At 63.6% G+C, this 12,872-nt stretch carries 13 protein-coding genes; 10 read left to right on the forward strand and 3 right to left on the reverse strand.

The annotated features are described in order from the left end of the window. The first annotated feature begins 15 nt into the window (after window positions 1–15). The 6 genes from MESCI_RS05890 (at window position 16) to MESCI_RS05915 (ending at window position 4,733) form a co-directional block, all read left to right on the forward strand. Entirely contained in the window at window positions 16–543 is a 528-nt protein-coding gene (locus MESCI_RS05890; RefSeq protein ID WP_013529043.1) for a TRAP transporter small permease, read from the forward strand. Then, window positions 544–1,824: a TRAP transporter large permease gene (locus MESCI_RS05895; RefSeq protein ID WP_013529044.1), complete on the forward strand. Its 1,281-nt coding sequence runs from the start codon at window positions 544–546 to the stop codon at window positions 1,822–1,824. 104 nt (window positions 1,825–1,928) lie between these two features. Next, window positions 1,929–2,702 (forward strand): FadR/GntR family transcriptional regulator, encoded by a 774-nt coding sequence (locus MESCI_RS05900; RefSeq protein WP_013529045.1) that lies wholly within the window; start codon window positions 1,929–1,931, stop codon window positions 2,700–2,702. A gap of 22 nt (window positions 2,703–2,724) precedes the next feature. Next, entirely contained in the window at window positions 2,725–3,576 is an 852-nt protein-coding gene (kduI, locus tag MESCI_RS05905) for a 5-dehydro-4-deoxy-D-glucuronate isomerase (RefSeq protein WP_013529046.1), read from the forward strand. Then, on the forward strand, window positions 3,573–4,331 hold the full coding sequence (kduD, locus tag MESCI_RS05910; RefSeq protein ID WP_013529047.1) for a 2-dehydro-3-deoxy-D-gluconate 5-dehydrogenase KduD: 759 nt from the start codon (window positions 3,573–3,575) through the stop codon (window positions 4,329–4,331). The genes kduI and kduD overlap by 4 nt, the downstream gene beginning before the upstream one ends. 66 nt (window positions 4,332–4,397) lie before the next feature. After that, window positions 4,398–4,733: a cupin domain-containing protein gene (locus MESCI_RS05915; RefSeq protein ID WP_013529048.1), complete on the forward strand. Its 336-nt coding sequence runs from the start codon at window positions 4,398–4,400 to the stop codon at window positions 4,731–4,733. 271 nt (window positions 4,734–5,004) lie between these two features. Here MESCI_RS05915 and MESCI_RS05920 read toward each other — a convergent pair whose 3' ends face one another. After that, the gene (locus tag MESCI_RS05920; RefSeq protein WP_013529049.1) at window positions 5,005–6,426 is read right to left on the reverse strand and encodes a coniferyl aldehyde dehydrogenase; all 1,422 of its coding nucleotides are present in this window, start codon (window positions 6,424–6,426) and stop codon (window positions 5,005–5,007) included. A gap of 448 nt (window positions 6,427–6,874) precedes the next feature. Here MESCI_RS05920 and MESCI_RS05925 point away from each other — a divergent pair, with 448 nt between their 5' ends. Beyond that, window positions 6,875–7,537 carry a sulfotransferase gene (locus tag MESCI_RS05925; protein ID WP_244514242.1) on the forward strand — a complete coding sequence of 221 codons (663 nt, stop codon included), beginning with the start codon at window positions 6,875–6,877 and terminating at the stop codon, window positions 7,535–7,537. After that, window positions 7,537–9,378, forward strand: coding sequence for a DNA helicase RecQ (recQ, locus tag MESCI_RS05930; protein ID WP_013529051.1), 1,842 nt, complete (start codon window positions 7,537–7,539; stop codon window positions 9,376–9,378). The genes MESCI_RS05925 and recQ overlap by 1 nt, the downstream gene beginning before the upstream one ends. A gap of 276 nt (window positions 9,379–9,654) precedes the next feature. On the opposite strand, the gene MESCI_RS05935 is transcribed toward recQ, so the two are convergent. Then, entirely contained in the window at window positions 9,655–10,551 is an 897-nt protein-coding gene (locus tag MESCI_RS05935; RefSeq protein ID WP_013529052.1) for a LysR family transcriptional regulator, read from the reverse strand. Between the two features lie 276 nt (window positions 10,552–10,827). On the opposite strand from MESCI_RS05935, the gene MESCI_RS05940 reads away from it, so the two are divergent. After that, window positions 10,828–11,562 carry an SDR family NAD(P)-dependent oxidoreductase gene (locus MESCI_RS05940; RefSeq protein WP_013529053.1) on the forward strand — a complete coding sequence of 245 codons (735 nt, stop codon included), beginning with the start codon at window positions 10,828–10,830 and terminating at the stop codon, window positions 11,560–11,562. 74 nt (window positions 11,563–11,636) lie between these two features. After that, a complete protein-coding gene (locus MESCI_RS05945) occupies window positions 11,637–12,236 on the forward strand; it encodes an NADPH-dependent F420 reductase (protein ID WP_013529054.1) in 600 nt (199 codons plus the stop codon). Here MESCI_RS05945 and MESCI_RS05950 read toward each other — a convergent pair. Next, complete coding sequence (locus MESCI_RS05950) at window positions 12,220–12,612, reverse strand: cytochrome c oxidase subunit III (RefSeq protein WP_013529055.1); 393 nt, start codon at window positions 12,610–12,612, stop codon at window positions 12,220–12,222. The two genes, MESCI_RS05945 and MESCI_RS05950, sit on opposite strands and share 17 nt — an antisense overlap. Between the last annotated feature and the right edge of the window lie 260 nt (window positions 12,613–12,872).

Raw genomic sequence — 12,872 nt, forward strand, 5'->3', positions numbered from 1 at the left:
GGGGGAAGTGCGCATATGAAACCATTCTGGCTGGCAATAGAACGGCTGCTGTCACGGCTGGCGAGGCTTGCGCTGTGGGTCAGCGGCATCGGCCTGACGCTGATGACGGTGATCATCTTCTGGCAGGTGTTCTCACGCTATGTGCTCAACAGTTCGCCAAGCTGGACGGAACCCTTCTCGGTGATTTTGATGGGGTGGTTCATCTTTTTGGGCGCGGCCGTCGGTGTCCGCGAACGCACGCATCTGGGCTTCGATGTGCTGCTCTATTTCCTGCCGCCCGCCGCAAAGGCGGTACTGCGCAGCATTTCGGATGTCGTCGTGCTCGCCTTCGGTCTCGGCATGATCGTCTACGGCGCCCAGCTCACCCGGCTGACATGGAACACGGTGATGCCGTCTCTCGCTTTCCCGGGCGGCGTCAGTTTCCTGCCGGTCATCCTGGGCGGCGCGCTTGTCTGCCTGTTTTCGCTCGAGCGGCTTGCCGGGCGGTTTGCCGGACTGCCGGTCGATGCCGATCAATACGCCACGGGCGAGGAGGGTCTCTAGATGGCATTGACGGTTCTGTTCGGCACCTTCGTCTTTCTTCTGATCATCGGCACACCGATCGCCTTCTGCCTCGGTGTCGCCAGCTTCGCCACGGTTCTGGTGCTGGGGCTGCCGCCGCTGGTGGTGTTCCAGCGCCTCAACTCCGGTGTCAGCGTGTTTTCGCTGATGGCCATCCCGTTCTTCATCTTCGCCGGTGACCTGATGGTGCGCGGCGGCATTGCCGCTCGCCTTGTTGCGCTCGCCGGGGCGTTGGTCGGCCACCTGAGAGGCGGGCTCGGCCAGGTCAACATCGCCGCCTCGACCATGTTCGGCGGCATTTCCGGCTCGGCGGTGGCCGATGCCTCGGCGGTCGGCGGGCTGATGATCCCGCAGATGAAGGCGCGCGGCTACGGCGTCGATTATGCTGTCAACATCACTTCAGTCGGCGCCATCATTGCGCTGCTGATACCGCCTTCGCACAACATGATCATTTATTCGATTTCGGCCGGCGGCCGGATCTCGATCGCCGATCTGTTCACCGCCGGCATCATACCGGGCCTGCTGCTGGCGCTATCTCTGATGGTCACGGCCTATTGGGTCGCCAGCCGCCGCGCCTATCCGACCGAGCCGTTCGCCGGCTTCGGCAGGGCGCTGCAATTGCTCGTTGCCGCAATTCCCGGGCTGATCCTGATCGGCATCATCTTCGGCGGCGTTCGCTCCGGCGTCTTCACCGCCACCGAAAGCTCCTGCATCGCCATCGTCTATGCTTTCCTGGTGACCCTGCTGATCTATCGCTCAATGAGCTGGAACGACTTCGTCACCGCGACCACCGCTGCCGTGCGCACAACCGCGATGGTGCTGATGATCATCGGCTGCGCCGCCGCCTTTGGCTGGCTGCTGGCCTATCTCAGGGTGCCGGCCGCTCTGGTCGCCTTCCTGCAGTCGGTATCCGACAACAAGCTGGTCATCCTGCTGTTGATCAACGTCGTGCTTCTCATCCTCGGCACGTTCATGGACATGTCGCCGCTGATCATCATCACCACGCCGATCTTCCTGCCGGTGGTCATGGCCTACGGCGTCGATCCGGTGCATTTCGGCGTGATCCTCATTCTCAATCTCGGCATCGGCTTGTGCACACCGCCGGTGGGGGCCGTGCTGTTCGTCAGCTGCGCGATCGGTCGGATCCCGATCTGGACGGCGATGCGTTCGATCTGGCCATTCTATGGGGCGGCTTTCGCTGTGTTGATGCTTGTCACCTACGTGCCGGAAATTTCGTTGTGGTTGCCGCACCTGTTCCACTAGAGCAGTTCACGGGAACGGCGAACTGCTCTAACCCTTTGTTTTGACGCAATTCCGGACGGAAACCGTTTCACATTTTTCCTGGAATTGCTTTAGGAGACCATCACGTGTCCGCTGCATCCGCCGATCTCAAGGTCGAGAGAAAACCCAAGCTGTCGGAGACCGTCGTTGCGGCGATCCGCAAGCAACTGCAGGCGGGCGAAATCCTGCCTGGCCACAAATTGCCGACCGAGGGCCAGCTGACCGAGACCTTCGGCGTCAGCCGCACCGTCATCCGCGAGGCGCTGGCCAAGCTTGCCGCCGACGGCCTGGTCGAGCCGCGTCAAGGCGCCGGCGTCTTCGTCACCGAGCATCTCTCGACGATGTTCGGAGCGCTTGCCGCCGACATGGGAGCCAAGGATTCGATCGCGCTCAACGTGCTCGAGGTACGCCTGGCAATCGAGATCGAGTCGGCCGGGATCGCCGCTATTCGCCGCAACGCCGCGCAGGAGGCGGCGATCCAGGAAGCCTTCTTCGAATTCGAGCGGCTGCTGCTTGCCAGCGAGCCGACCGGCCCGGCCGACCTCGCCTTCCACCGCGCCATCGCCAGCGCGACCAACAACCCATTCTATGTCGAGATGCTCGACGTGCTCGGCCGGCGCGCCATTCCGTGCGACGTGACCTCGCCCTGGTCGACCGAACTGGCGCAATCCGACAGCTACCAGCGCGGGCTGCAGCGCGAACATCTGGTGATCCTCAATGCGATCACATCGGGCGATGCCGAAGCGGCGCGCGAGGCAATGCGCGCGCACCTCACAGCCAGCCAGCAGCGCTACCGCGAGCGCCTGCATGCGCGTCAGGCTTTCTATGCCAGTTCGGTCAGGGCCGCCGCCGGCGAATGACCCATTTCAAGTCAGGACGAAAATGAGCCAGAGCCATACCGATTACACATCCCGCTTTGCCATAGACCCGGTTGCCGCCGCGGCGATGGGAACCGATGAACTCCGTCACAATTTCCACATTGACGGCCTGTTCCAGTCCGGCCGCATCAGCCTGACCTACACCCACTACGACCGCATGATCGTCGGCGGCGCCGTGCCGATAGGCTCGCCGCTCCAACTGGAGGCGATCAAGCCGACCGGCACCAAAGGTTTCCTCGACCGGCGCGAGTTGATCGCCGTCAACATCGGTGGCGTGGGCGTCATCACGACCGGCGGCCAGTCCTTCGAATTGCAGGCGCGCGACATGCTCTATCTCGGCATGGGCACACAGGATGTGTCCTTCGCCTCAGCGGACGAGGGGGCGCCGGCGAAGTTCTATCTGCTCAGCGCGCCGGCGCATCTGGCTCATCCCAGCCGGCTGATCCGCATCGGCGATGCAAAGCGCCTCGATCTTGGCAGCAAGGATGCCTGCAACGAGCGTTCGATCTTCCAGTTCATCCATGCCGATGGCGCAAAGACCTGCCAGCTGGTGGTCGGTATGACCCAGCTGGCGCCGGGCTCTATCTGGAACACCATGCCTTGCCATGTGCATGACCGGCGCATGGAGGCCTATCTCTATTTCGACCTGGCCGAGACGGCGCGCGTCTTCCACTTCATGGGCGAGCCGGACGAAACGCGCCATATCGTCATGGGCAACGAAGAGGCCGTGCTGTCGCCGGGCTGGTCGATCCACTCCGGCGCCGGCACTTCCAATTATGCGTTCATCTGGGCGATGGCCGGCGACAATGTCGACTACACCGATGTCGACCCGGTGGCGTTGGGCGATCTGCGGTGAGCGACCCCTTCAGCCTTGCCGGAAAACGTATCCTGGTCACCGGCGCCAACACCGGCATCGGCCAGGGCATCGCCGTTTCGATCGCACGCGCCGGCGGCACGGTGATCGGCGTCGGCCGCTCGTCGATGGACGATACGGCAAGAAAAATCGCAACGATGGGCGGGCAATTCGAGGCGGTGAGCGCCGATCTTGCCGACACGTCAGCCGCCGGCCCCTTGCTCGACCGCGTCTGGGACAAAAGCGGCCCGCTCGACGGGCTGGTCAACAATGCGGGCATCATCCGGCGCGCCGATGCCGTCGATCTCAGCGAGGCCGATTGGGACGACGTCATGGACGTCAATCTGAAGACGGTTTTTTTGCTCTGCCAAAGCTTTGCCAGGCGTGCCTTGGCCGCTGAGCGGAAAGGCAAGATCGTCAACATTGCCTCGGTGCTGAGCTTCCAGGGCGGCATCCGCGTCGCGTCCTACACCGCCTCGAAGCATGGCGTGCTCGGCATCACCCGGCTGCTTGCCTGCGAATGGGCGCAAAAAGGCATCAACGTCAACGCTATCGCGCCAGGCTATATCGAAACCAACAACACGCAGGCGCTGCGCGCCGATCCCGACCGCAGCGCCGCCATCCTGGCGCGCATCCCGGCCGGCCGCTGGGGCGAGGCGGGCGACATTGGCGATGCCGCCGTCTTCCTGCTGGCGCCGGCGTCCAACTACATGCATGGCGCGGTGGTGCCGGTGGATGGTGGCTGGCTGGCACGCTAGGTTTTGACGCAATTCCGAACGGAAACCGTTTCACACTTTTCCTGGAATTGCTCTGAGGAGACGACGATGACCGCAAAGATCTTCGCGCATGCCGGCGAGGGCGCCTGGACGGCGACACCGGACGGCAACAGGCGCCGCATTCTCCTGCACACTGACGAGTTGATGCTGGTCGAATTCGGCTTCGACAAGGGTGGCGTCGGCGCCCTGCATTCGCACCCGCACGTCCAGGCAAGTTACGTCGCCGAGGGCCGCTTCGAGGTGACCATCGACGGTCGGACCGAGATCGTTGGGACGGGCGGGAGTTTCATCGTGCCGTCGGGCCTGGTGCACGGCGTCAAGGCGCTGGAAGCGGGGCGGCTGGTCGACAGCTTTACGCCGCACCGGGCCGATTTCCTCGGCTAGAGCATTTCACCGTTTCACGGAAACGGCGAGCTGCTCTAACTCTTTGTTTTGACGCAATTCTAGACGGAAAACCGCTTCACACTTTTCCTGGAATTGCTCTAACGAGGGGTAAGAGATCGAGCGGGAATGACCCGCACCCCAGAAAGAGGCGCGGGTCTGTTGCCTGGGCGCTTGTGGCGCCGCGGTACTCAAGACATCACCGCAGGATGAGGACCCTGCCGCACCGTGGTGAAGATAGTCTTAATGCACCGGGGCTGCGTAGCTCGGTCGGTCAGGTGATATGCCGCAGCAGGCTGAAAAGCCGCTCGAACGTCTTGCCGTAGGGCGGGCGCAGCAGGCTTCCCGCACTCAGCCGCGACTGCAGGAAAACCGGCTTCTCCTTGCTGAAGGTGCGAAAGCCCCATTCGCCGTGATAGGCGCCCATGCCGCTGGCGCCGACGCCGCGGAAGGGCTGGTTTTCCTGTACCAGATGCAGCATGCAGTCGTTGACGGTGACGCCGCCGGCAATTGTCTCGTGCAGGATGCGTTGACGGTTGCCGCTGTCGCGGCCGAACCAGTAGAGTGCCAGCGGGCGGTCGGCCCCGTTCACATGGGCGATCGCCTCGTCGATCCCGGTGTATTCTACGATGGGCAGCACCGGCCCAAAGATCTCTTCGCGCATCAGTCGCAGGTTTGCGCCGGCATTGCGGACCAGGGTCGGCAGCAACTTCCCGCTATTGGCGTCAAGTTCCTCGCCGGCCGGGTTGATTTCGGTGACATCGGCGCCGGCGTCACGCGCTTCAGTGACCATGTCGCGCAGGCGCTGGTGGTGCCGATCGCTGATGATGGCGGTATAGTCGGGGTTGTCGCGTAGAGTCGGGTAGAGCTTAGCGATCGCCGTTGCGAGCCTGGCAGCGACCGTGCCTGCTTGCCCCTTCGGCACCAGAAGGTAATCCGGCGCGATACAGGTCTGCCCGGCATTCAACAGCTTGCCGTAGGCAATGCTCGATACTGCCGCGTCGAGGTCGCATGACGGATCGAAGATTGCCGGCGACTTGCCGCCGAGTTCGAGCGTGACCGGGGTCAGGTTGGCGGCCGCGGCGATCGCGACCTGGCGTCCGACCGCGGTCGAGCCGGTGAACAGCAAATGATCGAAAGGCATCGATACGAAGGCCTTTCCCATCTCCGCGTCGCCGCTGATGACGCTGAGCTCATCGGGTGCGAAATGCTCGGCAACAAGTTTGGCCAGCAACGCCGAAAAAGCCGGCGTCAATTCGGAAGGTTTTATGAGCACGCGATTGCCGGCCGCGAGTGCCGCGATGACCGGCGCGACGGCGAGCTGGAAAGGATAATTCCAGGGCGACACGATGCCGATGACACCGAGCGGCTGCGGGATGAGGCGATTTCTGCCGGGCAGGAACGGCATGGTGGTGGCAACGCGGCGTTCGCGCATCCAGCCCCTGAGGTGCGACAGCGCGTGGCGGATGCCGGCACGTACGACGAACAGTTCCGCAAGACGCGTCTCATGCGCGGAACGGCCGCCAAAGTCGGTGTCGATGGCGGTGCAGATGTCGGCTTCATGCCGCTCGGTCAGCGCGAGCAGGCGTTTGAGGCGATCCTTGCGAACGTCAAAGTTGGGGAAAGGCTGCGCCTCGAAGGCGGCGCGCTGCAGGTGGAACCGCTCGCCGAGAACATTCTGTCTGGTCTGCAGCATCACGCCCTCCCTGGCTTGCCGGACGGAGCTTACATCGTGGTGCGTGGCGGAATCCAGCGGGGGTGCAGGTGTCCTAGGGGAAGCCGCTTTCGGATGTGCACGGCATCCGGCTGGCAGGCGCCGATGGCCGCATCAACGACAGGTTCCTGCAAAGGGGGCGTTGTGGTTGGATGACGGCTGCGCTACTCCAAAGCGTCACGCCAGAGAGTCGTCTTGACCGGTTTCCACATCCTCTCCAGTCTACGAAATTCCAGCCCGGTGTCCGCCTGATGCTGATGTCGGCGACGAGCATCTTGGCCATGGACCCCAAGCGGCGCGTTCCGCGCCGCGCGGCCCAGCGGAATTGCGGATGAAGGGCGCTCACAGGCTTGAGGCTGCGTTTGGAGCGGCTGCGCGAAGGGTTGTGCGGGAGTTTCTGCGGTTCGTGCCGCTGTCTCTGAGACAGCGCATGCAAAGACGCACATATGCACGCGCGACGCCCGCCAACAGAATTTTCATTTCGGGCTGCGCACGCAGCGGGACGACGCTGACACAGCGGCTGATGAGGTGTTTCGAGGACATTTTCGTCCATCCGCCCGAAGCGCGATACGCAATGCTGGACATGTTGGACCGGCCGGAATCGAACCTCGTCGTCAAGCGCGATGCGCGCGGTTTTGCGCATCTGGCGAAGCTACCGACCTCCATCGGCTTGATCTATTGCGCGCGCCATCCATTCGACACGCTGACAAGTTCGCATCCGCAAACACGCAACCAGCGTCGGTTCCACGTCACGCCGCAACGCTGGCTGACCGAATACGACGCGCTGATCCGGCTGAAGAAGGCACAACCGCACCGGCAGATCCTTTTCGTCCGCTACGAAGACATGATCGGCGCGCCCGATGCGCAGCAGGACAGAATCGCGCAGTCATTCGGACTGACACCGCGCATTCGTTTCAGCGAGGACCCGGACAATCCGATCCGGGTGGCTTCGTTGAGAAAATGGGAACGGAATGAAGAATTCAGGACCTATCTCGGCGGCCTGCCCCCGGCATTTCTCGCCCGCGTCCAGCGTTTCTGCGCCGAGTTCGGCTATGACATGCCAATAAGCACGCCGACGGTGGACGCGCGGTGATGCAGGCACCGGCGGCCCTCGCGACAGAAGAGCTGGATCCCAAGCGGCGCGTGCTGAAGGACGTGTTCGGCTTCGATGATTTTCGCCCCGGGCAGGCCGATGTCATGGACGCGTTGCTGGCCGGGCGTCATGTGCTGGCTGTCATGCCGACTGGTGCCGGCAAATCGCTCTGCTACCAGGTGCCGGCGCTTGTCCTGGGCGGGCTCACCATTGTCGTTTCGCCGCTGGTGGCGCTGATGCAGGATCAGGTCGCCGCCTTGCGGCTTGCCGGCGTGGCCGCCGATACGATCAATTCCTCGATCGACCGCGATGCCAATATTGCCGCATGGCGTCGCGTCGCCTCGGGCCAGACGCGCCTGCTCTATCTCGCGCCGGAGCGGTTGATGACCGAACGGATGCTCGAGGCGCTGGCCAGGCTCGATATCAGCCTGATCGCCGTCGACGAGGCGCATTGTATCTCGCAATGGGGGCCGGCGTTCCGGCGCGAATACGAGGACCTGTCGCGTCTGCGCGGCATCTTTCCCAGCGTGCCGATCATCGCGCTGACGGCAACGGCGGACGAAGGCACGCGCACCGACATCGAATCCCGGCTGTTTGCCGAGCGCGTCGAGACCCTGGTGCTGGGCTTCGACCGGCCGAACATCAAGCTTGCCATCGAGGCCAAGCAGGACAGCAAGCGCCAATTGCTGCGCTTCGTCGAGCGCCATCCCGGCCGCAGCGGCATCGTCTATTGCCTGTCGCGCAAGAAGACGGAGGAGATGGCGGCCTTCCTCGAGAAGAACGGCGTCACCGCGCTCGCCTATCATGCCGGCATGAGCAAGGAGGCGCGTGACGCCAACCAGAACAGCTTCATGACCTTGTCCGGCGTCGTCATGGTGGCGACCATCGCCTTCGGCATGGGCATCGACAAGCCTGACGTCGCCTATGTCTTCCACACCGACATGCCGGGCAGCCTGGAGGCCTACTACCAGGAGATAGGCCGCGCCGGCCGCGATGGGCGGGACGCCGAGGCGCATATGCTGTTCGGCCTGGGCGATATCCGCATGCGCAGGTTGTTCATCGACGACGAGGATGCGCCGCCCGAGCACAAGAGGCGCTCGCATGGCCGGCTCGACACGCTGATAGGCTATTGCGAGACGGCGCAGTGCCGCCGCCAGGTGCTGCTCGGCTATTTCGGCGAGGAAGCGCAGCCCTGCGGCAATTGCGACACCTGCCTCGACCAGGCACCGCGCGCCGATGGCGGAGCCGAGGCTCGGATCATCCTGACGGCGATCGCCCAGAGCGGTGAGCGTTTCGGTGCCGGTCATGTCATCGACATCCTGCTCGGCCATGAAACCGAGAAGGTGCTTGCCAGGAACCACCAGAGGCTCACGAGTTTCGGCAGTGGTCTGGCGCACAAGAAGGATTTCTGGCTATCGCTGATCCGGCAACTCGTCGCCGGCGGGTTCCTGATGCCGGATCCGGCCGGTCATGGCGGCCTCGCCATCGCCGAAAAGGGTCATGCGCTTGGCCGTGGCGAGGTGCCGTTCCATTATCGTGTCGAGGTACGCAGCCGCGCCTTGCGCGGCAAGATGCGCTCCGGGCAGGATCTCGGGCAGTCGGCTGTGGACACCGGGCTACTGGCCGCGCTCAAATCCTTGCGCCTGCGGCTCGCCAAGGAGCGCCAGGTGCCGGCCTATGTGGTGTTCTCCGATCGCACGCTGATCGACATGGCAGAGCGCCGCCCGAACGACCTCGACGCCTTCGCTGAAGTGAATGGGGTTGGGGCGGCAAAGCTCAAGGAATTCGGCCAGGTTTTTCTGAGTGCGATTGCCGAGCACCGGTCGGGTGAGGCGGCCTGAGGTCAGATCAGCGACTGGTCACGCGCCGTGAAGCAGAGGGATCTTCGGAGAAGGCATCCGTTCCGAAACCTCCTGTGCCGCCGCCGCCCATTCCTCCACCGCCCATGCCCCCCAGGGACCGATTAGTTCAACGTTTTCTGGCCGGCCGGTCGACAGATCAGGCCCAGACGGAGGCGTGCATCGACTTCATGGCCGAGCATTTGCAACCGCAATAGATGCCGCTGTCCGCTTGCAGGCACCTATCCGCCGCAAGCGTCGCGGGCGACCCGCCGGACGTCAGTCGCGCGATGTGGACAGTCCCGCGAGAAGCGGAGCGTAGGCGGCGAGCCTGCGGGATACGAACTCAGTGAAGAGCCGCACGCGCTTCGTCTTGCGTGTCTCCCCATGTGTGAGAAGCCAGAGCGTTCCGTACAGGTGCAGGTCGGTGCCCGGCACCCTCACCAGCAGGGGGTCGGCATCTCCGACGAAGCACGGCAGTGTCGTGATCCCGAGACCTTGCCGTACGGCAACGATCTGCGCCTCGGCGTCCGTGATCCTGAATGGAACTCCCGTGGTGCCAACCTCACCCGCGCTGGCCCACTCTGGAATTCCATGAACGCTTATGACGATCCACCGGATGGGATCAGGTGCGCCCGCACGCCACGCGGCCAGGCGGTCGCGGGACATGTAGACGCCGCCAAACACCTCCGCTCCCTTCAGGCCGTGAAGATTGAGCGGCAGGGTTTTGCGGTCGTAGACGACACGGATCGCCACGTCGGCCTCTCGGTTGGTCAGATTTGCCAGCTCGCCGGACGACAGGATTTCCATCTCGATGTCTGGATGCAGGTGCGCGAAATCGGCGAAGTCCGGCATGAGCAGGTGCGTCGCGAGGGGCGGTGCCAGCGTCACCCGCAGAAGCCCGCGTACGCTCTGGTCGCGCCCGAAGACGCGCGTCTCCAGCTGGTGCGACGACGCTTCCATCTGGTTCGCGAGCTCGAGGACCTCCTCGCCCGCAGCGGTCAGGCGGTAGCCCGAAGGCAGCTTTTCGAACATTTGCGCCCCGAGGCGTTCCTCAAGCTGTGCGATGCGTCGTAGCACGGTCGAGTGATTCACCCCGAGCTGCGCGCCGGCAGCCCGCACCGAGCCTCCGCGTGCGACGGCTAGAAAGTAGCGAACGTCATCCCAGTCGATCATGGTGCAATCCGGCACCGCGCGGTGCGCCTTCCAAAGCCCGTATCTAACACATCCTACAGCAGTAGGGGCGGGATATCGTGGCTTGTGTCACAAGGGCGACGCTATTCCGAACGGCGGACACGGATCGTCGCGGGCTGGCGTCAATCCTGAAAGCGGATCGATTCTGCACCACCGATGTGCGCGCTTCCGCACTCACCGCGCGACCCCGGCGGGCCCATCTAGAGGTTCTCGGGGCGTCCCCGAACGACCAAGGACAGAGCCTGGAAGGATTAAGTCATGGGAAAACTGGACGGTAAGGTTGCGGTTATAACGGGTGGTGCCACCGGCATCGGCCTCGCCGCTGCAAAGCGCTTCATCGAGGAGGGCGCCTTCGTCTTCATCTTCGGCCGCCGGCAGGAAGCGCTAGACGCCGCTGTGGCCGAGCTCGGGCCCAATGCCCGCGCGGTGAAGGGCTCGGTCTCGGATGAGGCCGACCTCGATCGGCTCTACGCGGCGGTGAAGGCCGAGCGCGGAACCCTCGACATCATCTTCGCCAACGCCGGGGTGGGAAGCCTGCTTCCGCTCGGCAAGCTCACCGCCGAGCACATTGACGAGACCTTCAACACCAATGTGAAGGGTACGATCTTCACGGTCCAGAAGGCGCTGCCGCTGATGGGCGAGGGCGGTTCGATTATCCTGACCGGATCGAGCGCCGGCACCACGGGCGCGCCCGCATTCAGCGTCTATAGCGCGAGCAAAGCGGCGGTGCGCAACCTCGCGCGGACCTGGGCGGAAGACTTGAAAGGCACCGGCATCCGGGTAAACGTGCTGTCGCCCGGGCCGACGGCGACCGAACTCGCGAAGGCAGCGATAGGCGAGGAGGGCCTGAAGGTCTTCGCCTCGATGAATCCGCTTCAGCGTATGGCCGATCCAGCGGAGATCGGGGCGGCGGCTGCGTTTCTCGCGTCGCCCGACAGCAGCTTCATGACTGCCAGCGAGGTCGCCGTCGACGGGGGCTTGGCGCAAATCTGACCCGCTACGCCCCGCCGTTCATTCCATTCGATATCCCGAGCCCGCAGGGCCTGGTAAACTGAAGGAGAGTATACATGAGCTACGCAATTATCGGCTTCGGCAAGATCGGCCAGGCTCTTGCCAAGGCATTTGCCCGCAAGGGCCTCGAAGTGTCCGTGGCAACCACGCGCGACCCGGAAAGCTTTGCATCCGACGCGGCCGCGATCGGACCCACGATCATCCCGAAAACACTGGCGGACGCCGTCAAGGCGGACATCATCTTTTTGGCTGTCCGCTTTGAATCGCACCCGGATGTCGCGAAGGCGCTGCCAAGCTGGGAAGGCAAGACGATCATCGACGCGACGAACGTGTTTCCAGTCCCCGAAGAGCTGGACGGTCTGCCGTCCTCCGCCTTCGTCGCGAAGGCGTTCACCGGCGCCAAGCTCGTCAAAGGCTTCAATCACCTGATTGCGGCCACCCTGGCTGCCGATCCGATCGTCGAGGGCGGGCACCGGGTCGTCTTTCTGTCGAGCGACGACGAGGACGCGATCGCTCCCGTGGCGGCCTTGGCCAGACAACTCGGGTTCGCACCGGTCAAGCTGGGGAAGCTCAACGAGGGCGGCACGCTGGTGCACGCACGCGGCCGCACTTGGGGCCAACTGATCTTCCAGGACCTGTTCAAGAAGGAGCAGTAACGGATTTATCGTGCGCCGACAGAGTGGCAGGCGTACGATGCCGGCCACATCGTCGGCAACGAGCCAAGCGCGCGAAGTGACGTGCTTGAAAGCTTACATCTGCCTGGGATCCTTCGGCCGACATGTGCCGGCCCCCCCATGCTTCATAGTTGAAAAAGCTGATGTCCCAGCCGGCATCGCGTCTTTTGAAAGTTGCCTCACGACCGCCCGCGCGGATGGGTCCGAAGCCACCCCAACTGCCATCCGAGCCTTTGTAATTTCCCATGACGCGATAATTGCAGTTGTTCACGACGACGTTGCCGTCCATCGACACGCATGCCGATGCAACAGTGGCAAGGCTGAAGAAAGCTGCGATGGCGAGAGAGGCTTTGCGCATCGTGGTCTCCTAACTGGGTTCGGCGAACCAACCGTTACGAGATCGTGGGCCGGGCCTCTTCCCCATTTGGGCTAAACCGGCTGGTAAATTCACGGCGGCATGGCTGCGCTTGCGGACAGAAGCGATGTGCGGAGATGCCGAATGGGCCTGCCCATCGCCGAAGCTTTACGGCCTCCGCGAAGGCCAGAGTGTCCCGGCTCGAGCGGCTCTATCGCCGCCTCTCTACCAGATCCGCAAGATTTGCCGGAGGTTAACGGTAG

This window comes from Mesorhizobium ciceri biovar biserrulae WSM1271 (assembly GCF_000185905.1).
Classification (GTDB): domain Bacteria; phylum Pseudomonadota; class Alphaproteobacteria; order Rhizobiales; family Rhizobiaceae; genus Mesorhizobium; species Mesorhizobium ciceri.

Coding starts and splice junctions, on each gene's coding strand:
- MESCI_RS05890 (WP_013529043.1), top strand. CDS start 16: ATGAAACCATTCTGGCTGGCAATAGAACGGCTGCTGTCACGGCTGGCG.
- MESCI_RS05895 (WP_013529044.1), top strand. CDS start 544: ATGGCATTGACGGTTCTGTTCGGCACCTTCGTCTTTCTTCTGATCATC.
- kduI (WP_013529046.1), top strand. CDS start 2,725: ATGAGCCAGAGCCATACCGATTACACATCCCGCTTTGCCATAGACCCG.
- MESCI_RS05915 (WP_013529048.1), top strand. CDS start 4,398: ATGACCGCAAAGATCTTCGCGCATGCCGGCGAGGGCGCCTGGACGGCG.
- MESCI_RS05920 (WP_013529049.1), bottom strand. CDS start 6,426: ATGCTGCAGACCAGACAGAATGTTCTCGGCGAGCGGTTCCACCTGCAG.
- MESCI_RS05925 (WP_244514242.1), top strand. CDS start 6,875: ATGCAAAGACGCACATATGCACGCGCGACGCCCGCCAACAGAATTTTC.
- recQ (WP_013529051.1), top strand. CDS start 7,537: ATGCAGGCACCGGCGGCCCTCGCGACAGAAGAGCTGGATCCCAAGCGG.
- MESCI_RS05935 (WP_013529052.1), bottom strand. CDS start 10,551: ATGATCGACTGGGATGACGTTCGCTACTTTCTAGCCGTCGCACGCGGA.
- MESCI_RS05940 (WP_013529053.1), top strand. CDS start 10,828: ATGGGAAAACTGGACGGTAAGGTTGCGGTTATAACGGGTGGTGCCACC.
- MESCI_RS05945 (WP_013529054.1), top strand. CDS start 11,637: ATGAGCTACGCAATTATCGGCTTCGGCAAGATCGGCCAGGCTCTTGCC.
- MESCI_RS05950 (WP_013529055.1), bottom strand. CDS start 12,612: ATGCGCAAAGCCTCTCTCGCCATCGCAGCTTTCTTCAGCCTTGCCACT.